This is a genomic window from Candidatus Nomurabacteria bacterium (genome assembly GCA_023898525.1).
Lineage (GTDB): Bacteria > Patescibacteriota > Minisyncoccia > Phycocordibacterales > UBA918 > OLB19.
In genome coordinates this window covers 31,524-53,688 of sequence record CP060227.1, presented here as the reverse complement: position 1 = coordinate 53,688, position 22,165 = coordinate 31,524, and the positions used below count along the sequence as shown (strand labels likewise).

General features: G+C 41.1%; 14 protein-coding genes. All 14 read right to left on the bottom strand.

Translation table 11 applies throughout. The annotated features are described in order from the left end of the window. Window position 1: 1 nt before the first annotated feature. A complete protein-coding gene (locus tag H6779_00110) occupies window positions 2-694 on the bottom strand; it encodes a thioredoxin domain-containing protein (GenBank protein USN87839.1) in 693 nt (230 codons plus the stop codon). A 15-nt stretch (window positions 695-709) separates the two neighbouring features. After that, window positions 710-1,201 carry a hypothetical protein gene (locus tag H6779_00105; GenBank protein ID USN87838.1) on the bottom strand — a complete coding sequence of 164 codons (492 nt, stop codon included), beginning with the start codon at window positions 1,199-1,201 and terminating at the stop codon, window positions 710-712. Window positions 1,202-1,243: 42 nt separating this feature from the next. Next, the gene (locus tag H6779_00100) at window positions 1,244-2,935 is read right to left on the bottom strand and encodes a hypothetical protein (GenBank protein USN87837.1); all 1,692 of its coding nucleotides are present in this window, start codon (window positions 2,933-2,935) and stop codon (window positions 1,244-1,246) included. Further along, window positions 2,886-3,920, bottom strand: coding sequence for a hypothetical protein (locus H6779_00095; protein ID USN87836.1), 1,035 nt, complete (start codon window positions 3,918-3,920; stop codon window positions 2,886-2,888). Before H6779_00095 ends, H6779_00100 begins: the two co-directional genes overlap by 50 nt. Before the next feature lie 4 nt (window positions 3,921-3,924). After that, complete coding sequence (locus H6779_00090) at window positions 3,925-10,071, bottom strand: hypothetical protein (GenBank protein ID USN87835.1); 6,147 nt, start codon at window positions 10,069-10,071, stop codon at window positions 3,925-3,927. Between the two features lie 46 nt (window positions 10,072-10,117). Continuing rightward, window positions 10,118-12,130 (bottom strand): hypothetical protein, encoded by a 2,013-nt coding sequence (locus H6779_00085; protein ID USN87834.1) that lies wholly within the window; start codon window positions 12,128-12,130, stop codon window positions 10,118-10,120. Between the two features lie 131 nt (window positions 12,131-12,261). Continuing rightward, window positions 12,262-13,017 carry a hypothetical protein gene (locus tag H6779_00080; GenBank protein ID USN87833.1) on the bottom strand — a complete coding sequence of 252 codons (756 nt, stop codon included), beginning with the start codon at window positions 13,015-13,017 and terminating at the stop codon, window positions 12,262-12,264. After that, the gene (locus tag H6779_00075; protein ID USN87832.1) at window positions 13,014-13,691 is read right to left on the bottom strand and encodes a hypothetical protein; all 678 of its coding nucleotides are present in this window, start codon (window positions 13,689-13,691) and stop codon (window positions 13,014-13,016) included. The genes H6779_00080 and H6779_00075 overlap by 4 nt, the downstream gene beginning before the upstream one ends. Window positions 13,692-13,705: 14 nt before the next feature. Then, window positions 13,706-15,454, bottom strand: coding sequence for a hypothetical protein (locus H6779_00070; protein USN87831.1), 1,749 nt, complete (start codon window positions 15,452-15,454; stop codon window positions 13,706-13,708). 6 nt (window positions 15,455-15,460) lie between these two features. Next, window positions 15,461-16,513, bottom strand: a complete 1,053-nt coding sequence (locus H6779_00065) for a hypothetical protein (protein USN87830.1) — start codon at window positions 16,511-16,513, stop codon at window positions 15,461-15,463. A 124-nt stretch (window positions 16,514-16,637) separates the two neighbouring features. After that, window positions 16,638-17,786, bottom strand: coding sequence for a hypothetical protein (locus tag H6779_00060; GenBank protein USN87829.1), 1,149 nt, complete (start codon window positions 17,784-17,786; stop codon window positions 16,638-16,640). A gap of 304 nt (window positions 17,787-18,090) precedes the next feature. Beyond that, window positions 18,091-19,200 carry a DUF4215 domain-containing protein gene (locus H6779_00055; protein ID USN87828.1) on the bottom strand — a complete coding sequence of 370 codons (1,110 nt, stop codon included), beginning with the start codon at window positions 19,198-19,200 and terminating at the stop codon, window positions 18,091-18,093. Between the two features lie 6 nt (window positions 19,201-19,206). Then, window positions 19,207-20,088 carry a hypothetical protein gene (locus tag H6779_00050; GenBank protein ID USN87827.1) on the bottom strand — a complete coding sequence of 294 codons (882 nt, stop codon included), beginning with the start codon at window positions 20,086-20,088 and terminating at the stop codon, window positions 19,207-19,209. Between the two features lie 153 nt (window positions 20,089-20,241). Then, window positions 20,242-22,089, bottom strand: coding sequence for a hypothetical protein (locus H6779_00045; GenBank protein ID USN87826.1), 1,848 nt, complete (start codon window positions 22,087-22,089; stop codon window positions 20,242-20,244). Between the last annotated feature and the right edge of the window lie 76 nt (window positions 22,090-22,165).

The following is a 22,165-nucleotide window of genomic DNA, read 5'->3' as shown; positions in this document are numbered from 1 at the left end:
GCTATTTATCTAGTGCCGATAGTAGTTTTTTCCAGCTTTCGTATGGTACAGCTCCTGAAACAGGAGTAACTTTACCGGTTGAGTCAATGACTAAACTGTAAGGCGTACCGGAACCTCCGGCTTTAGTGGCAACACTTAAGTCGCTCTGTACTAATTCGGATATACTTTGGTCTGTAATACATTGTTCGAAAGCTACTTCGTCTACACCTAAGGCCAAAGCTTCTTTTAGTCTAAAATCCGCACTATGGACTGACTGGTTATTGAAGAGTGTTGTAGCATAAGACCAGAAAGCATCATTACCGAGTTGTTTAGAAACACATTCGCTCGCCACTGCATCAGCAAAGGAGTTTGGGTGATTGGGTAGTGGTAGGTGTCGGTATTCCCAGGCAATATCACCAGCAGATTCATCTACAATTCGCTTTAGAGTTGGATGAAGTCGCGAACAAAAAGGACATTCAAAATCAGAAAACTCAACAATTGTAATCTTTGCTTCGGGTGAACCGTAATAATGACGATCTTCGGCTCGGACAATATCGTCTTTAGTTAAATTAACTAAATTAGCGGTGGGAGAATTGTGATTAGCTAATTGCTGGGTATTTGTAGAGGGTGATGGAAGTTTATATAAAATAGCTCCGGCAATCATGGCAAAACCAAGAAAAATCGCAACTGCTATGTAAGTGTAATTGTTTGTCATCGTTTAGTTTAATTATTAACCTTTGATAAAAATTTCAAATTCCTCCGGTGTTTCTCCTGGCGCAGCTGGGATAAGGTTTAGGTTGACAGGAAGACCATCGTAAGTGGCTGATATTACCGCATCCTTAGAAGCAACTGCACTAACCTTAAACCTTTGGGTGGTGAGGACATCAGCACAGTTATCGGCTGTATTAATAATCGAAAATTGTAATTCAACCTGTTCTGGGTATGATTCTCGTACTACTGTTTTCGTTTCTAATAAATCACAGGGTGTTGGTAGGGTTACTTCTCCAGCCAAGGTATGTGTACCATCTATGTAAAAGTGTTTCGCTGTTACTCCATCAGCAAAGTACCACGGTAGCTCCTTGTCTTCGGCTGCTGGAGCTGTGTTGTTGGTCACAATCACATTCTTATCTTGATTAGATTTTTGAATATAAGTAAATGCAAACATACCAGTAATCAGAAGAATGAAAGTTGTTACCGATAGTATAATTGAACGTTTAGACATAATTATTTATCTTAAGTGTGCAATTGTTTAATTATACACTGTTTAGTCTGCCATATCACTACCTAGATATATTATTAAGTCGCCAGAAGTGTGTTCTGATTCATCATTGATTGAAATAAGTGCGTTATTAAATAATTTACTCAAACGTAAAGCTTCTTCTTGATTGTCTGAGGTATAAAGAATGACAGTTTTTGCTTGTGATGAAGAAAAATCAGCTTTTAGTTCGCTGACTGCAAAACTATTCTTTTCCGCGGTAATTTTGGCTTCTGCCCCAATCCCCGGTACACCACTCCGATTAATTATGGTAATGGGTGTCTTTTTATTAATTTCTTCAGAAATTACAATACTATCTGCAGGGTCGTCAGAAACAAGTTCGTTATAAATTATATCCTCTGAACTTAGATTAACATTCTCATCAGAGTTTACATAAGTTACTTCGTAGGCTCGGTGATCAGTATTAGCACTCTTGAAGTACCAAATAAGTGAACTGACTAGCGCTATCACCATAGCAACACCTAGTATAAATAGACGGTTTTTGTAACAGAACTTCAGGAAGGTTTTTATGTAATCCATGGTATTTGAAGTTAAAGATAATTGATCTTTTAGGTCTTTGATACCTTGTTTGACCGGGGCGTGAATCCTTAGATCATGCTGTGTTTGAGGGTACTCCTGCGTAGTCGATCGAGATCTTTTAAAATTGTTGTATTCTTGAACATCAAGACCAGCCATCGTTAGCATTTTTCTTATATAGAGTCGAACAAGCCAAATAAAGACGTACACAAAGATTGCTATGCCAATAAGTAAACTAAGAAGTAATTTAAATGGGATAACCCAAAAGGTGGTCTTAGCATTAGCAAATTTCTTCTCAGCACTCCCGTAACCAAGAGCAACGGTGGCAGTATATCGTCCGATATCAGCCAATGACCACTCACCTTTCCAGTTAAAAGTGTATTTTCTTATACCGCTAGTGTTATCGGTTTTGTGTGGGATCTTACCGTATTGAGAATTTTGGTTTATTGGAATAATTCCTCTCTCCTCTCCCCACATGTTAGTGATTTTTATTTCTCCTTGTGGCTGAATATAAACGTTACCCTTGTTTTCAAAACGAACTTCAAACGTTGCCTCTGGTTTGTCCATAAAAGTTTCGGTGGTACGGAACTCGCGAATATCTCCAAGTTCAATTATGTCCCCAGCAATTTTGGTGAATAAAAGGGCTGTAACGATTTGTGATGTTTGTACTCTTGTCTCTTTGTTCTCTTCCCTCGGAGGTTTGGTACCAATCATGATGGCTGCATAGTGGCCACCTGGACTAGCGTCTGTAGGTACATCAACTGAAAACGGTACTTCTACAGTTTGCTCTCTTGGAATAATAATGGCTTCATTTGTTATAGATATCCACTTTGCTAAGCTGTCTTTTTTGGTGTCGTTTGGATCAGTGGGTATAAAGCTGGCCTCACCATATTCTCCACGGGGCACAAAATTAACTACATTGGCATAAACTGTTAAATCGTAGTTATTTACATTTATGATCTTTATTCCACTTTGCCAATGTTGTCCTGGTTCGGCAGACATATCGAACAAAGTTGGAGAAACACTAAGGGTCAAAGACTCTTGAGCTTTTAGAGAGTTAGGAATACTAAACAGTAATACTAAAGAAAGTACAGTCGCAAGATATATGTATTTTTTAGTCTTTCTTTTTAAGGTCAATATCATGGTCGTGAATTTTGTGGTCATGTGATTTTCGGACAAAAAGTGGCAATTCTATACCCTCGTCAATATGTTCATAATCCGGATAGGTTGGCCTAGCGATACGATGAAAGACAAGCGTCATGATTACCGGAAGTATTATGAGTAATGATAACATTATTATTGCTAATAGCCACGGTATAGAGTAGTAGTAAATAGTGTCATAGACGGTAGCGAGATTCTTTTCACCATATTCTAACGACAAATATGCTTTATTTTTACCAAAACCATCTAGTTGTGGTACTGGTATAGAGAAATCTGTTTTAGCTTGCGGCGGTATACTTACATTATTGTCATTTACTGGTATGGCTGTTAATTCTTGGCCCTTAGAGTTGTAAATAATTATTTCACCACTGGGAACGACATCTATGTCGCCGGCGTTTTCCAGGGAAAAAGTGAAATTGTGGCTGTCATCAAGCACAAACGTATCGGCATCAAATGAAGTTAATCTGAGGAGCTCAATCTGTTTTTCATCAATGGACACTCTTACCACTAAACCTTCAGCTTCACCAGCTATCGCTTTGGCCTCAGCGATATCCGCGTTTGCACCACTTGGAAAACTGACAAAAGCGTGATAGTCACCAGGTTTAGCGTTTGGATTTATTCTAATAGTAAGAGGTATTTTAGTTTCCTCACCCGGCTGCAAACTGATCCGTGCTCTTGAGATTTCCAGCCAACTGGTTATGGAGGTTTTGCGATCAGTCATAGACGGCGGAACGAAGGACTGTATTTCATTGTCGTCACCAACTTTTATTTCGTGAACAGTTGCATATAAACGAACCGGTCTATCACCGTTGTTTTTAATAGTTATGTCTTGCTTCAAGATGTCACGAGCTTCGGTTACATGATCAATAATAAGTGGCGATACTGATATATTTTCTTCTGCGTAAGCTTCTGATATAGAAAAAAAGAAGAAAACAGCTGCTAACCAGAAAATTCCAAGTGATGCTCTGTTGAAGGTGGATAAAGTCATATTACTAAAATGAAGGTATAGCTAAATAAACAATTTCTGTTTGGTAATCTCCCGCTTCCTGCATTTCGTTTACTTTTATTCTGTACACTATATCATGAGTGTCGTTGATAGGAATTGAGCTGTACATAATTTCGGCCGGATTGGTATCTAATCCAGCGTATGTGTCGTCGGCAGCAAAACGTGTTGATGCATTACTGAGGGTTCCGTCGGTAGTGTGATAGCCAATACATCCGGTTGAAGTCGCGGTGCAGCCGTTTGACCAAGCTAATGGAGATGGGTTAGTTCCGGATACAGAAGGTATTGAGGTGCCATAAGAGTTTAATAGTTGTTGCCTGGCGTATTTTAATACTTGGTAACCCTGCTTTCCATTTGTGTTAATGGTAATTCTATGAGCTCCAATATGCTCAGTGCCAAAGAGTAAATCCCCAAAACCAATACTAGTTGGAGTAGTTGAAATGTTGGTAGTTACACCAGCTGTTGTGGTACCTGAATTAACTCCAGCTACAGTAAATACCAGATTTGTGCTTTCAGTGACGAGTGACGGGTAGCTACTGCTCGCTAAAGGCTCCACAGGTAAATCATTTGTTATGTCATAGAGGCGGAAGTAGTAGACAGATCCGTAACCGGCGTCGTTTTGTGTAATAGTAAAACTGTACTCCCCTGTTGTACTCGCTGGGTGACTGTGTGTACTGGCTGAATTGGGTATCGTGTTGTGGATACCGCAGCCGTTACCGACACCGACCAGACAGGTGTCGCTGTCACTCAATACTGCAGTTGTTATAGTTTGGTTATCAACTCCCCCTCCTTCAAGGTAACACCACTCTGACGCAGCGGTACAGCTACTGGTTGATACAACGTCGAAGACTGAGGCAAAAGTTATGTCTTTTGAATACTGCAATTTAAACTTAATATTATCACCATTGATATTTTTTTTCTCTTTAACATTTACTCGGAGTGCTAATGTATCATTATCTGGAGTGCCAGTCGGGGCCACTGACTCAGCCGCTAGTGCTGAGGTTGGTGTTTCATTTTCTTGGTCACTATACCAACGCCAATTTTTGATGGCTGGTGAAAAACCAACGGTTCTAATTTGCGGGTAATTACTGTATGAGTCCAGAGTGGTACCGTCGTTTCGTATCATACGGAAACAGTATGTACTCTTGGCATTAGCACCGTTGTGTTCTAAATACCAATCATATTCTACGTTTTCACCTTGAGATATTAAAAATGGGTTTGCAGCTGATACTCCATCGTGCTCCAATGTCCCTGCTCTATCAGAAACTGAAATAACTAAATCACCAGCGGTTGGAGGATCAGTAGATAGCGATTGCCCGTCTGTGGTGCCGGTACCGCTATAGCCGCGCCACACTGTTGAACTGCCAACTCCACCAACCGCGATCCAGTCATTAACCGGAATTGCCGAACAGGTGGTTGATCTAAGTCCGTATTGTAAACGAAAATCTTGAAAACCAGCTGGCATATTTGCATTTGATATCTGAACTGTCATACGAACACGAATCTGATCACCTACACCAAGTGGCTCATCAAGGTCCGTGATTGAAGTATTTTCTCCTAAATCACTTGCTCCGGGAGGCCATGGGTCAGTTGGTTTTAGAGCATCGTTATCATCATAGAAACGGTAGTAATTCTGCCTCAAGGCAAGTGAAGCCACGGGCCACTCAACAATTTCTACTCGATACGACATATCTGATCCGGTGTTACTTCTCCATAATTGATAAGTCGAGGTACTTGTTATAGTAAAGCCAGCAATTGGTCGTGGGTAGGTGGTGTTAGCACCAGCCGCTCTTGTGGTAGCAGTGATGGATGAGTTGTTGGTAGCACTTACTGGTGTAGTTAGAACTACCGAAAGGGCAAATGGGGTTGTACCACCGGTTGTGAGCCCGTTGGAACGTTGTACCTGCATAGCGCCACTGCTGGTTTGTGTGTTTTCTATTATCCAAGCTACAGAAGTTTGACCGGTAGAGGTGGCTGCACCTGGCTCAAGATAAAATGACACGGCACCAATACTGGACATCCAGACCTCGTGACCAAAGTCTAAAACATTAGCTGACGCACCCATTCGCTTTTGCACATGGATAAAGGTTCTTGCCAAACTGTTAACTGAAGTGATTGATTCCGTTTCGGTGGTTCCGGGATCGGTGTAATTATGTTCGACTCTTTGTATATTCCAGTTGACACCAACAAATTCAACCACTGCATAACTTACGTCTACGATACTAGAGCCGTTGTCACCTCGTTTAAATACCGGTGACTGTGTGGTTGTGTCCCACTCGGCTGTAACCTGTCCTGCATAAAAATTACTGGCAGTATTTTCGTTGCTGGAACCGGTTATGAATACGACCACTTTTGTGTCATCGGCAACGTTACTCAAGGACGTGCCGGTAGCTGTGGTTGCTGTACTACCAAGTTGTACGGTGTCTACCGTACGCACTTCTATCTCATTATCTGTACCCGGTGACCCGATAAACTCGACTATTTCCCAATCAACCCTCGTATTATTGGCGGCAGCAGCCGGGCGAGAGATTGTAAAACCAGATGCAGCTAAATCTGTTGATGACGATATATAGGCAGTGGTGTCGTCAGCGTTTTGTGCACCTCCTCCGCTATCCTTTCCGGCTCCGGTTATGTTGGAGTTGGTGATACGAACAAAGGCTCGGGTGTTGCTAGCTGGGGCAGTGTAATCTGTTCCAGGTAGAAGTGTGGCCGAGGCACCAGAAACTTGAGTGGAGCCTCTTTGGATAAAGAAATCTCGCTTGGGTGATGTAGTTATCTCTGCGTAGTTAGTATAAGCTGAAATAGGTGTGCCGGCAGCGGACACTCTAAAGCAATAGGTTGTGTCATAGTTGGTCAAAGTGTTTGATTTAATACTATATTCCAAATCCAAAAAGTCATTTGATGTAATAGTAGTAGTGGCAGACTGTGATTCGGTGTCACGGACACCACCGTTAGTTCCGATAAATGTCCCTACCCCATCACTCACACCACCATTGGCAACAGCGATATTAGTTGTTGTTTCACCATTGGTTAAGTTTATCGAGTCCTCCATTTCCCAACCGTCACCAGCCGCATCTACATCTGTCCACACTGTTGCTACATTGCAAGTAGTTATTTTTGGTGAATATTCCAAGCGAAACCGCGTTGGAACCGATGTAACGGAACCGGTATTGGTTACACCAAAACGAACACGAATACTCGAGTTTTGAGCAAAATCAGTTATAACAGTATTTTCACTACCACCGGTAGCTGATGTTGCTCCCGTTTCGTTACCATTATCGTTACGGAAGTGGTAGTTAGATTGAGTTAATATACCTCCTTGTAAAGTTGTTGTACTAGCAATCTCAATTAGACCTGACGGACCAACTGAACCACCTCCGCTAACCACAACATCTGAATTTGGTGATGAGATCTGCACGTTAATAGTTTCGCCGTTGGCTGCCTGACCTGTTACGTCCATAACAACATAAATACAGGCGGTACTAATAAGTGAGATAGGGATCGTGCCACTGAAGGTAGCTTTCTCTCCTGTGTCAGAAAAACCACCAGCATTTGTAGCACCAAATTGAGTTTCTGTCCCATTATATGATTCACTGGCACAATCATAAGGAGCAAAGGTATCAAGTTCATAGTAGAGACGCAGGTTACTGATACCGGTGTCACCTGCTACTGTACCAGCTTCATGAACTGTGATGCTGGTTATATTTCTTGCCACTGTGTTCTCTTTAATACTAAAACCACCTCCAATATAAGCTGTGGTAGTTGGTATATCAAAGCTAGTAGTTTGGGTACCAAAAGTATCCACCGTGACATCAGCTGCAATAGTTACACTCGGATAGTTTGTGTAACTATTAAGGGCTGTACCATTAGCGGTAATTCTAAAACAGTAAGTCTCACCTTCCACTACAGTGGATGACGCAATTATTGAATATTCGAACTCTATATAGTCATTAACATCCAAAGTTAAGGTGCCTGTGTTTACTGATGTATCACGCATACCGCCGTTACTCGTTATAAAATTAGAGCCGAGATTTGAAACCCCTCCAGTACTCGTAGCAATGTTTGTTGTGTTGTTGCCGTCAGTTAAGTTTGATGAATCATACATTAGAAAAAGAGCACTAGTGTCATTAACCACAGACCAACTAGCGTCAGCACATGTCGGCGCCGCAGCTCCGTACTCAAGACGGTATGTGGTTGGGACGGACGAGGTAGAACCTTGGTTGGCTAAAGCGAAGCGAATTCTTATATTGTCGTTTGCTTGCATAGCTGCCAGTGGTGTGTTTTCGGTTCCCCCGGTCGCTGAGGTAGCACCTGATTCTGTACCGTCATCGTTTCTAAAATGATAAGCATTTTGAGTCAGATCCGGACTAACAACTGTTGTGGTACTAGCAATAGCTACCTCTTCATATGGATAGACATATACACCACCTGAAACGATAACATCGGTTTTTGGGTTACTGACGCTAATCTCTATAGTATCACCGTCACTGGCTCCGCTTAATACGTCCATTACAGCGTAGAAACATATGCTCTGAGTGGTTGATATTGATATTGGTGTATTGGTAAATGAAGCCGTACCATTAGCTCCTGAAAAACCACCAGTGACAGTTGAACCAAACTGGGTTTCGGTACCGCTATAAGATTCGCTATTACAGTCATAAGGAGTTGACGTGTCTAAATCATAATATAGCTTAATATTAGCTAAGTTAGCACTGGCATCTATTGTACCGCTTTCGGTAAGTACCACATTGCTAACTGTTTTAGATGTATTAGTTTGTAGTGCAAATGAGCCACCAATGTAGGTATTTGTCACATTGTCTCGTATCTGAGATTTCTGTGTGCCTAAAGATGAAAGTATCGTGTCCGGCTGAAGGTCAGCTATTGTTTCTCCAAAAATATCACGGACGGCAGTAATATTATCAAACCAAGTAACGTATACACGTTCATAGGACATGATATTCATATCAACTCCATAAAAATCACCGGAGGTGCTATTGACCGGACCCTGCTGTGTTCCCCAAGTAGTCATGCCGTCAGTAGATTTTTTATAATACAAATTAGCTGAACCAGCAGTCTTTATAGCCGACCTAGCCGTATAGGCAACATAAATATCATTAGTATTTTGGTCTCGGCTTATAGCCACTTGTAGTATTGCGCCCGAGTAGTTAGTAATCAGATCTGTCTTAAGAGCCCAGCTACCACCTGAATATTTTGCACTACGAACGTCATGGTCGGCCGTGTTGAAGTTGTCATTATCTGCGGCATACGCTAAGTATATGTCTCCCGAGTCTATGTCTACTGTAGCTGCCATACCAACGTCATAACTAGTACTACGAATAGCTGACGCGTCAATGGTGTTCATGGATGACCAAAACGAGCCGTTCCAGTTACTGGATCTTAATACATCGCTGGTGCTGCGGTTGATTAGCATCATGTCTCCTGAAGCTAAAGGCATTAAAATACTCCAACTATCAGCGTTTCCTTCTGGCGCCGTACCAACAGCACTCCAGTTACCCGATGTTTGGCAGCTCGAGGTACACGAGACCAGATTTGTTTGTTGCCCGTCATCTACTACCATATACACCTTACCGTCGGTTGCTTTACTTATATTTATACGGTTAGTTGACGCGGTGTAAACCGCGCTTGATGCTGGAGTTGTGCTGATTGAAGTACTTACTAAAAGCGTATCGTTTGTCGTGTCTAATCGATTGTAAAACATTTCATCCAGTGAAGTATCAAGTGTCGCAATATGAATATAGCTACCAGTGTCTCCAGGTGTCCAGCGATCGTACCAAACAGCTACTCCTATGCAGTCGGTCTGATTATCAACCGTAACCGCCGTTCCCCAAGTCGCCCCTTTATCAGTGGTTTTTTTGTAATCACAAGTCCCACTTCCTGAACGATAAAACTTGTAACCAACATTATCGTCAATAAATACAGTGTCAGAGCCGGCTACCGTATGATCGTCACCAGTGCTACTGGGAGCTCCTTCAATTACCACTACAGCTGCCTCGGCCACAAGCGGGTATAAAAGAGATTGTATCAAGGTTACGCCAAGTAATTGTAAGCAAATGACACCCACCAAGATAGTAGTTGTAGATTTTCTTGACGCATTTAACACACCTAGGACTTTCATACCCATTTGTCTAATTGTAACCTACAAGTTGTTTTACTTTTAGTGTTTATTGCACAAGTTCAGTCGATGTAGCTATGCCCTGGCTGATTGATTGAGTATCTTCAGTTTCAAATGGTGGGATTTCCAAGTCAGGGATAGCCTCTACTCTTTCTTCCTTAGCTAGCTCCTCATCGGTCACTAGAGAACTAATTTCCAAATCTTTAATATCCTCAATGGTACCATCAGAAGTTGTGGAAATGTTATTTGTTGATGTTCCGGTACTTAGATCCAGAGTTGGTACGGTTGTTGATGTAGACTGTTCTAGATTCTCAATCTGGTCAGGATCTTGATCAAGAGGAACTGATCCAGCTTTATCCTTACTTATATGTTCAATCTCTGGCTTGGCCTGTATTAAGGCTCTAGTCTCTGGAGTTGATTCGCTATCGGGGATTTCCGGTACTTTTCTCGGTAGAGTATCTAGATCAATGAATTCGCCTGTCATTATATCAAACCCTTTTGTAATGATGTCTCCGTTGGCATGAAGTGAGTCATAGACCAGCACCATCCTTGGATTATCGACCGTCAGCCCGTCGGGATCATTAACAGTTACATAGGATTGACTATCCAGATTGTACATTTGGATTTTTTTATCACCACTAGGAGTGTGCTTGTTCCATATAATTAGGGAACCTTGTATATGTGGGGATATGTTATGACTGTCATCAGCTGTGATCGGTATTTCCTCCTCACCATTGAACAACACAATATTCCAACTGTTATTAATCCATCGTTGCCAGACAATATATTTACCTTGTCTAGTTGGTTCCATATTGTTAACCTTGCCTGTGGTTATTTGTTCTTCTTCTCCTGTCTCTAGGTCGTAAGAAATAATTTGAAAACGATCATTTATAAGCCTATGCCAAACGATAGTGTTTGATTTACTATCGTAATAAGGTGATGCATCATCTATTTTGTTATGAGTAACTTGAGTTTGCTGCCCCTCTCTAACAACAAAAATCTCTAAGTCACCATCAGCGTCGGGGGCAGAAAATAGAGCGTCGTCCAGTATAGTAGCTTTGGGCTGATGACAGTAAAAAGACCCGTCAGCCACTTCGGTGCACTCACTTTTGTTAAAAGCATAGTCGCTATCACTTTGTACTATTGAAACAGATTCTTTTGTTTCTTGAACCGGGCCAGTCGTCGCTAGAAATTCAGATTCAGTTGTTGTTGAGTTATTAAGCTCTTTGATTATTTTTTTGTCTAAATTATCCGAGCTACTATCTCCGTTGTTTCCACTTCCTGAAGTATCAAGGTCTTTGACTTGATCGGTTGAGTCTACAGGCTGCTCAGAATTATTGGACGGTGTACTTGTTTCTAAATTTGTGTTTGTGGTAGCTGAAGAAATTTCAGTACTGATAGCCGTATCTCTTTCTAAGGTAGAAGAAGATGGTGTTTCGTTGGTTGTAGTTTGCTTATTTATATCCAAAACTGTACCGCTAGCTGTAAGTTCACTCTCAGATGTTACCAGGTTTAGTATTGTATCATCTCCCTCCAAAACATCAGAATCAAGCAAGAGGTTCGTAGGTTCTGTGGTTTCGGTTGATTTATCCGGTTTAGTTTGTTGCTGTAGCAAAGGAGCTGAGGGGTTTGGGTTTTGTGTATATTCTTCTTCGATAGCAGGCTCTGGTTCATCAACTAATATATTTTCTTGATCATTTGAGCTGTCTATATTTTCTTCTTTCGGTTCCACCAACTCTTCTTCCTCAGCTACAGAGTCAGTCACTGGTTCCGTTGCCGTTTGTACTGGCGACTCCTCTTGTTGAACCTCAGCTTCATTTTCTATTTGTAACGTATCTTCATTAGCATATGCTAGCTGAATACCCTGCATAAACAATGACACAAGCAACCAGAAAACCACCAATAATGAGTATCGGCTTGAGTAGACGTAGCGATATAGAGGAACTGTTTGAATTACAGTTTTGTCTGTGCCAATAACCGGAGCACGAATAAAACGCCGCCCAATTGACTTGGCTTTTGTCTTAGTTCTTACAACTGAATTGTTAATTATTTTTTTACTCATCAGATAGCAGCCATGCGTAGCAGAGAGTAAGCCCACCCATCACTTATATAATAATACCAAATAATATTCCGTAATTATTTGCTTATTATCAACATGAACACATAGTAAATAAGCGTATTGGCGGTCTACTGTTAATTAAAGAAAGATCTAGCTAAAATTATTGAGAAATCAATGAAATTCATTTTGCCATCACTATTAAAATCATAGACCATCTTTTTCGAACGCCAATTTGCCATGAAGACACTGATGTCCTTAATACTAACACTACCATCACCATCTAGGTCACCGACTATATTGACGCCAATTTCGGCTGATATTTTAGTTGGATCTTCATTTTGGTCATAAATGTAAAAGCTGGTTTTAGATTCTGTACTTTCGTTATCAATGGCCACAACACTTCCTGCCCCATCACCCGCCAAAAGCTGAGCTTCTGTAACAGCAAATTCTGTTTTACCGGTATATTTAGCTTTAGCATTGATAGTCCCAATCAAATGCTCGCCTAGAAAACCACGTTTAAATGTACCGCCACTAAATTTCACTGTATTGTTTTCTATTATCGGTTCCTCAGTCCAAATGGTTAAGACTGAACCACCTTTATCTATACCTAGAACTTGAACCTTATCTTTTGGAAAAGCTACTCTAACATCAATGGCGTTAACCGGAATATGAGCATTCACGTAGACATCCACAGAAAAATTTTCTCCTTGCATTACCAGTGTTTGAGATGGTACTAGTTTTACGTACGACTTATCAGAGCCAATTATGCTGGCGAACAAAACTACAATTGCCCCAAAAAACATTGGAAACATGTATTTTATAGTCCTGACTGATGCGGTATTTGGTGTCTTTCCTCTTATATTCTTCCAAAGAGAAATTACTGATTTCATGATTTTATAAGTTCTGATCTTAGCGTAGATGCCTTTTTGGTTGATTCTGACAAGTTAGTTCGAACCTCCTCAGCATCTTCACGTAAGGCTTGAACCGCATAAGAATCCTTGGTTTCTCCAGCAAGTAGAGTCGTTATGATGTGCTTTTGAATTACAACCAGCTCAAGAAAATTGTCTCTGATATTATCTTCTATCAAAAGCAATTCATTCCATTTGAGAGAATTATCTAGTAAGCCAACCTTTTCTCCATCAAAATAATTCCTTTCTTGGACTAAGAAAAGTAAATTATTAACCTCGTACTCAAACTGATAGACCATATCAGCTCTCCTGTTTGCGTAAACATAACCACATTCATCAAATAAGCTGTTTAGTGTCTTTAAGTCTGATTGTCCAAGACCGTTATCTAACTTAGATAAAAGGTTTTCGTACAGGTCGTTATCAGCCGAGGCGCAAGCTTTAACCAGTGCTTCAGCCTTAGCATTAGATTTTCCATTCCCTATTAATTTCGCTAAATTCTCGACTTTGGCAGTCTGGAGAGTAATTTCATTATCTATATGGTACCTAAGACTGCTCAGTTTTTGATTTGTTATTGCTTGTGCTGAGACAAGTACTACAAATATACCTACCAAAACCCCTGCTACATATATTCCGTTCTTTCTGAAAAAATTTGTCATAGGTATTATTTATATTAGTTATTAGATTTCTTCCTTTTTACTACCTGCTCTACATCTGCTACCTCTTTACTGATTCTGGTCTTGGCTTGTGTTAATGATTTATTTAACTCCTCTATCATACCACTTTCGGCTTTTGTAAGCTTGTTTGTCTTTCTTGATTGTTCTAACTTTAGTTTATGGAAATCTAGTAATGATTGTAGACCAGCTAACTCTTTTTCTACAATTTGTGTAACTTCGCTAGACTCTATAGCTACTCTACTTCTGAAGCGACGAGCTCTATTAATGAGGTATAGAACTGATAATATTAGTAATATTAGAAGAGCAACGAGTGGAATAACAATAGAAAGAAGACTAATTAACCAATTTCCAATCCTCACATACCCTGGTTGCTGCACCGCTATTTTAACAATATCTGAAAGTTCTGACTGAGCGCCAAATTCATCAGTTGCTCGAGCTGAGAGCTCATAAACACCAACACTTAATGTGCCTGAAGGTATGAATGTAAATATACCTCCATTATCGGCTAAAATACTGTAGGTTTCCGGCTCTGCGCCTGACTTCTTTAGGAAAATTTCCAGTTCAGCATTTGGTCTCGACAATCCGCGTATTACCGGTATTACTTCTTCATTTATTTCGGAAGGATATTCAGTAAAAGTAGGCTTGTCGAAAGCTAGAATCGTAAAAGAGTGCGTGGCTACAAGACCGTTACCAGCTTCATCAAAAGCCTCTATTATCACAGAGTGATACCCTGGCAGAAGTGGTGGCAAAACAATAACACCTTCTCTATTCTCGTCTATGTAATCAAAAGGCTCCTCATTATCAATCTTAACTTTATAACTATAGACCAACGAAGTCTCATCTTTAGCTTCAACTTTTATTTGCTGAACCGGATTTGTAAAATCAGCATCAGCCGGTGAACTTAAATTAACTGAAAGTGGTTTTTCTGTATCAACTTTTATTTGAAAATGGGCCACCTTGCCCCAACCATCAGAATTGCGGAACTGTAAATGAAAATATGAAATACCCTGATCAAGACTAGGTAAAGTTATTTGACTGATCCCAGGCTCATAGACTTTGGTTGGAATGGTGTTGGGAGAATTATCTAAATTGGTCCGAACAGCTGTGACTCCAGCCGGTATAGTCCAAGATAAATCTGCTGTAGTATTCTTTGACCACTCCCCGTTTACATGTGTTGTTGATTTTATCTGCGGAGTTCCAGGAGTATTAGCTGGAGGAACGTATTCAACAACTTCAGCAGCTGGCTGTGAAGTCTGTGGCTGTATAGTGTAAGTACCACCCTTCATACCTGTGAGTACATTAGTACCCATTCCATCATTGGCTAAAACTGACCCATTAGTAAATGACAGTTTTGCTGTAGCCGCTGCTGTAGTTGTAAAGGTTACGTTGAAAATAGTTCCAGAACTCCCAGTGTAACCACTCGGCATACCACCGCTGAAGTTAATGGTACCAGCCGAATTAGAAAAAGTAGGCTCAGTGACCCAGAGATTAAAAATTGAACCTGTTTTATTAATGGACAATACTTTCAGTTCTTGAGGGTTAAATTTCAGTGTTCCCTCAGCAGCATTGATAGGTTTTCCGTTGGTGTTTATAGCAATCTTGGTTGTAAAAGTCTTACCAGCCACATATACGCCAGTATCCGGACTTACATAAAGTGAAGCAGCCAAACTAAAGTTAGGCAGAGAAAAAATGATAACGGCGAGAATAATTAATTCAGGTAGCTTTAGCGAAAAAAAATTGCACATAAACGATTAGTTACTTGACGTTAAATCAGGATCATTGCTGTCTGCAGAATCTACGCTAGTCTCTGAGTTTCTACGTCTGCGTAAAATAATGACAGCAACGACACCAAGTATAATTAGGATAATTATCACTCCCACGAGAATCGCCCAGTTAAATATCTGATTGTTGGTGATAGTTCTTAATGACTCATCTGGTACCAGCGTAGCTATGTATTCATTTCCGGCCTTGTCTACGGCTTTGACGCGGATTGTACTATTAAGACTTTGATCCTCTAATACGTAGACATTTGCATGATCTGGTTTCTTCCATGGTACATCTGCGCCTCCCCAAGTAAACGAGTTTAACTTAGAGAGGGGTTCTTCCATTACTTCGTAGTGGCTTATTCCGGTTTGTTTATCAGTTGTAGTAAAAACTATGTAATATCTTCCATTAAAATCAATTCCATCATTATCTTTTACTAATTCTATACTAAATTCCTCGGGCGGTATGGTATCACTTTTAACGTTCTGTCTCCAAACGTCCGATACGGTTGAACTGGCTGAGTTAGTCAAAGCAAAGGTTGCACCTAAGGTGCGTAACTCAGCTTTTGTACCTTGACCATCATTTAGAAGAAGTTGGGTTTTGGGTGTGAACTCCACTTTTGCCTCACTGGAAGCAGCTGACACACCTACCTGCATTCCGGGTGACCTAAAAATTATTTCCGCAACAATATTTGTCATTCTTGGGTCTCCACTCACCCGGCCACAGTACCCATTTGGAATCCCACCAGTAAAGGTAATTGTATTCTGGTCACGATTGATCGTCGGTTCATCAAGCCAGACACTCAGTATAGACTGACCAATTGATACATCCACGGGTTGAATTGAGTTAGAATACTTGAGTTCAGCATCTACCACATTTATACACTCCCCTTTATCTTTGTCAGGTACCAGTCTAACAGCTAACGTAACAGCATCACCGCGGTTTAAAGTTGCTGTTCCTGGGTCAATATATAACGTAGCCCCAAGAGCGACCGGAGTTGCAAAAATGAAAATAAGCAAAGCTGCTAATGTTCTTATCATTTTGAAATTATAACAAAATTACCTCCTTGCTTATTAGGACTGTACACAGCAAAGGATAAACAAAAAACCCGTCTCGTGGTGGGAGATAGGTTTCTTGTTTTACCCCAAGCTTGGTACCAATATTTTAGAATACTGGTGTTGCTACGTATGTCAGCGTAGCTGTGTAATCATCTGCAGCTTCCTGTAGTGAACTTACTTCAACTGTATAACCTACTCGAGTTGTACCAACTCCACTAGTAGTACCATTCGCTGGACCATCATTTCTGAAAATCTCAACTGGAGTAGTTGAAGCAGACACATATTTTTGTCCAGAACCACCAACATCAAACGGGTCAGTCAATGATGCAGTGATTGTGTCATCATCTGTCGTTATACCCCAGTGTCCATAAGTATTTTCTTGACCTATGGTCTGAGATGGCCCGGACCAAAATGTTGGTGTGGTAGTGAACGCACCATTCGCAAATCCATCAATATCTGCTAAATTTGCGGATTTTAATTGCTGGTCAGTCTGGACAGTAACAATAAAGCCGTTGGCGGCATTAGTGTTTACTACCAGATCTTGAGCTACGGTTGCGGCGGTATCAGCTGACAAAGTACCAAAAGGTACAGTCGTAGATGTTGATGTACCGGTTGTTGTAGTACCGTTTACAGTTAGTCCGTTAGATACACCATTAACCGTAAAGTTGAAAATGGTATTAACAGCGGCTGTAACAGTAACTGTATCTACAATTGCAACCATAGTTGTTCCGGTGTCACTAGCACCGACCGCAACATCAATCGTGTACGATCCAGTGGTTGGATTACTAATTTGATTAGTACCGGTTCCACCAGACGTTGCGTTTGTACCGACCTCAATGGTGACTGTAGCGTTAGCTCCGATAGTATCGGTACCACTTGTAATAGTGATAACCTGACCTGATGCGGTTACATTCCAGCTAGCACCCGATGCAGCTCCATCAATAAGCGTTCTTTCAGTTCCTGACGCAAAAAGGTCAAGGTCCTGAGCAACCAGTGATGCAATTCCTGTAAATCCTGACTGGAAAGTCAGTGTGATTGCTTCACCAGCCGCCAGTCCGGTCGGCGTTACAAAAGTAATCGTGTGGTTCGATACTGTTGATGGTGCCGAATCCGAGAGTGTGTCAGTAAATGAATTGACATTTGCAGCTTCCGCAAAACGGATACCAGGGGCACCTAGCGACCAAAGAATGACCGCTATTATGCTTAGTACTGCAGTAGCTTGGAGCAATGAGAACGAAGATTGCGTTCTTATCATATGCTCTACGTTGTATTTTAGTCTGCAGTCTGAACTCGACATGCCGCGACTTCATGTTCATTCAGATGAACAAAATGTTCATACGATGAACAGTCTCCACACTGTGCATCAAATAATGCACTGCAAACATACCTGCACTGTAATACTCGGCTGAAGTATCCGAACAATCGCGACCTTATTCGCAGCAACACTAATTGGTTACCTCCAATACAAGTACTTTTATATTGTATCTTGAAGAAAGAAATATTAGATAAACTTATACACAATTACGCAGACAGTCCTCGAGTAAAAACATAAATGCTTCCTAACCACTCCAATTGAACAGAAGAATTGAAAAGTCCTCAATCCCTACTTTACCATTTCCATTTATATCAGCCGACGGACTTGAGTTACCTCCATCTGAGCCCCACCAGAAAATCAAGATTGAAAAGTCAATTAAATTTACCTTACCGTCACGGTTTAGGTCAGATGGAGTGGTCATCTTTCCTTCTACGCCCACAAATAACTGTAAGGCTGTACTAAAGCTACTTGGAGTAGAAAGTTGACCAGACTTAGATATTGAGCGAGCCTTAATGGTATGTTCTGCAACCTGTAATTTACCAGTATCAAGTTTAATTGACCAAACACCATCAGCACTTGAGGTACCAGTTTCAACTAGCTCACTATTATTAACATGAAGCTCAATTGTAGCGTTTGGAGCCGACTGCCCTGTTACAGTAACAATATCACCGGGATTAACATTTTGGTTTGCTACACTAATCGTGGGCGGCAATACAATTCCTGATATATTCGTGATTGCACCCTGTGTTACATCAAAAGTAGTATTCAATGTGATTGAGCGAACTCCCGAAACATCTGTTGACCAAAAACTAAGCGAAGCTGTTCCGGGTGATGCGTCAGTCGCAAAATCAAAGGTACCTGAGTTTGAAGTGCGAACACTTCCAACCGGCTCTGAATCCAATAATATGTTTATCGTGCGACCCGGGTAGGCGATACCAGTTACACTAATTTGCGTATCGCCTAGATCACGACTACTGCCTCCACCGCCACCACCGCCACCACTACTACCGCCACCACCCGATCCAGCTGGTTCAACTTTGCAGATTGCAGAACAAAAGTCTGAATTATCATTATTACCGTCGTCACATTCTTCGCCGTAGAATGTTTGTAATACACCATCACCACAGTAAGGGCCAAAATTACATGAAGCATTACACTGTCTTCCAACAATGGTTGTGCTGTATACACCAGTCTCTCCAGGTGCATCGCATTGTTCTCCAGGGTCAACTAATGAATTACCACATATACTTAGAGTAAGGGTTGTGGTTGCTGTCCCTTCAGTAACTGCTAGTGTAATTGGTGCAGTAAATAAAATTAAGAAGAGATAAAGAAACAGGAAAGAATACAGTTTCATATCTAACTAATTCGACCGTCTACGATTATGTATAAAGTAAAGAATTAAAATTACTATTATAAAGATTGGTAGAAGTACAGATATTTTGTGAGCGAGAGATAATCCACCAAAACCAAAACCAGCTTCCTGCAGCGTGCCATATGGCAAAATACTTAGACTAACTTCACCCTCTTGTTTTATTTCATCATCGTTATAAATAGTGTATCTAGCCACGTAATTGCCAGCCGGGAGTCTAGTTGGTATTTCAGCTATAACTTCATCAGTCAAGTATGGTGCAACTTTTTTAATCTTACCCTTCTGAGCTGTCTCCTCTAGTAGAACATTTCCAGAAAAATCAAAGATGCGTAGCTCAACTTTTGACGGTGCTATATCAACATTACCAGTATTCTCAAGTAATATTCCAAACTTTATCTTTCCTGGAAAATAGAGCCAGGCCAGCTTGTGTCCTTCATTCAAGTCAGACATTGATATCTTACGAACGCGAAAATCTTTGATTTCTCGATCAATCACTGTTAAATCAATATCAACCTGTGCCCCTAGAGAAATATTGACCGCACCCGCTGCCACCTGCGTGTCATCAGGAAGGGTTTTAATTCTTAGAACGCCCTTATAATTTTTAAACTCAACGTCATCTGGCACAACAACACGGACTGTCATGGGCACCTTTTGCTCTCCACGAGGTAGCGGAATTGAAGTACCTTCTATAACTTGTATCCAATCCTGAATCTCCGGAGCATCTATCGTGATTTGAGCCTTTAGCGGAACATCTGGGTCACCACGAACTAGGAGTATTTGTTGTTCGTAAGTCGAATTTTTTGTCAAACTTGTATTGCGAACATATGGAGGGGTAATACCAAAACCAGCACTAGCAATTTGTGTGCCCACCATAAAAAACAGCAGACAAGCAGCCACTAATATTTTAATTTTAAAAATTACTCGTGCTTGATACACACATATAATTATCCGAAAAATAACAATAAAATGCAACAGCCGCTGTCTGGATAACAGCGGCTGAAACAATATGTATTCACTAATGCCTAGTTACCAATCCGTCGAAGAAGAGACAACTGCAGCAAACGTGTTGAGGCCAGTGTAAGCACCTGATAATGTAATTGAAGAAGGAACATTGATACCCCAGTATGTAATTCCTGAATTAGGAGTAGAGGTTGAAGTGGTCTTTGGTACCTTTAGCAGAACTAGCTGCGGCGTACTAGATGACAAACTAGTTCCAGATCCATAAGACACTGACGAGGTACCGAACTCTTGCTCAAAGTCAGGAATAGTAGACGTAGCTGAGGTTGGACATGGTGTACTTGGTGTATATGTTGTACACATGGCATCACCATCAACGTTTTCGTTAAGGCCAGTATTACCTACCGTTTGAACGGTTGTAGTTGCATTCAGTGTTCCAGTGTTGTTTCCTGGTTCAAGTGCCCCGTATGGTATTTCTGCTGTCAGAAGATCAATTGCCGGGAAACTTAGTAGCTCTACCGGAATAGTTCCTGTAGCGGCTGTACCTGTAGCATTATTATCATCTACGCCAGCAATAACAGCAATCCAGTCGTTCGCAGCGTACGGAGACGGAGCATCGGTTGGCTCGGCCACGAACCACAGTGGGAAGGTACAATCCCAGCGCATGGTTGGATCTGTAGCACCGGTACAGCTAGTACTTGACGCTGTACATGACAAATTCCATGTAGTTGTAGCGACCTGATTCGTATAACAATTATTTGGATCATAAGAGGCAGATGTACCATCGCAGGCAGCCGTAGATCTCTGTAGAGCAACAGTGAAATTTGTGATTTCGTCACCAGCTGAGACATTCTGGCAGCTGTTAGCATCTGAAAGTTCAAAGTCTAAAGTAAATCCGGTTGTCTCACCATTATCTACTGTTAGTGGCATATCGACTCCTCCATTTATATTGACATTACCAGTAACAGTTGTTGGCGCTACGTTATTGACTGTGAAACCAACATTCGTGGCTTGTGCACCACCAGAAGCTGTATGACCATGTTCATCTATAATGAATCCCCATGCATCATAAACATCATCTTGTATAACACTCGGTAATGTGTAGGTGGATGTTGCGTTGTCATTAATGGTAATCGTGGTACTGGCAATTGTTCCCCCCGGACCACAATCAGATGATGTGGCAACAAAATCGTTTAGATTACAAACATAAAGCTTAATGGCGTCATCACCTCCAAGTACATCTGGATCCGATGATGTAGAGAAAAAGTCAAAAGTAACGCCAGGATCAGCTGGAGAATTATTATAGAACGTAGTAAATACTGGACGGTGGTTTACTATAAACGGTGACGAGTTTGTGGCATTTGTACCTTGTGTATATGTATCGTTACACCTTGGATTTACCGGATCGTCGTCACACACCCAAGCAAACCAGTCATTACTCTCCGACATAGCCTCAGTGGTGGTAGTAGCTACTCTAGCTTGTGATAAAGCAGCCGTTGCTGTGGAAACTCCCCATTGTACCCCTCCTCCACAGTCTGGCGGTGCCGTACCTAAACTCCCAAGATCAGCTGCGGCATTAGGTGTAGGGGTTGCGTTTGTGCTACATATCAGCAAAAAATAAGGAGCTGAGCCAGAGTTGTCAGCTACAGCAATCCAGGAAACTTCGTCTCCAGAGTTTGTTGGTGTTGAAGTCGAAGATTCAACTTCTTCAGTAGTCGTACTAATCCACTGTGGAGGAGTGTTCAAAACAGTCAGTGTAGTAGTGGCTGTTTGGGCCTCGACTTTCATTAACTCAGTCTTTCCGGCATTAAAAACAAAAGCAAACATGAATATAAGTAGTCCGGTAGCCGCAGTTAGAATAGTGATTTTCCCAGCTGTATGCAATTTATTTGAATTCCCTAGTAAGTTGTACAACATGATTTGAATATATTTAAATTTAATTTACTTGCTAATTGTATCTAATTGTTATTTAAATAGCTTGCTAGTTATACAC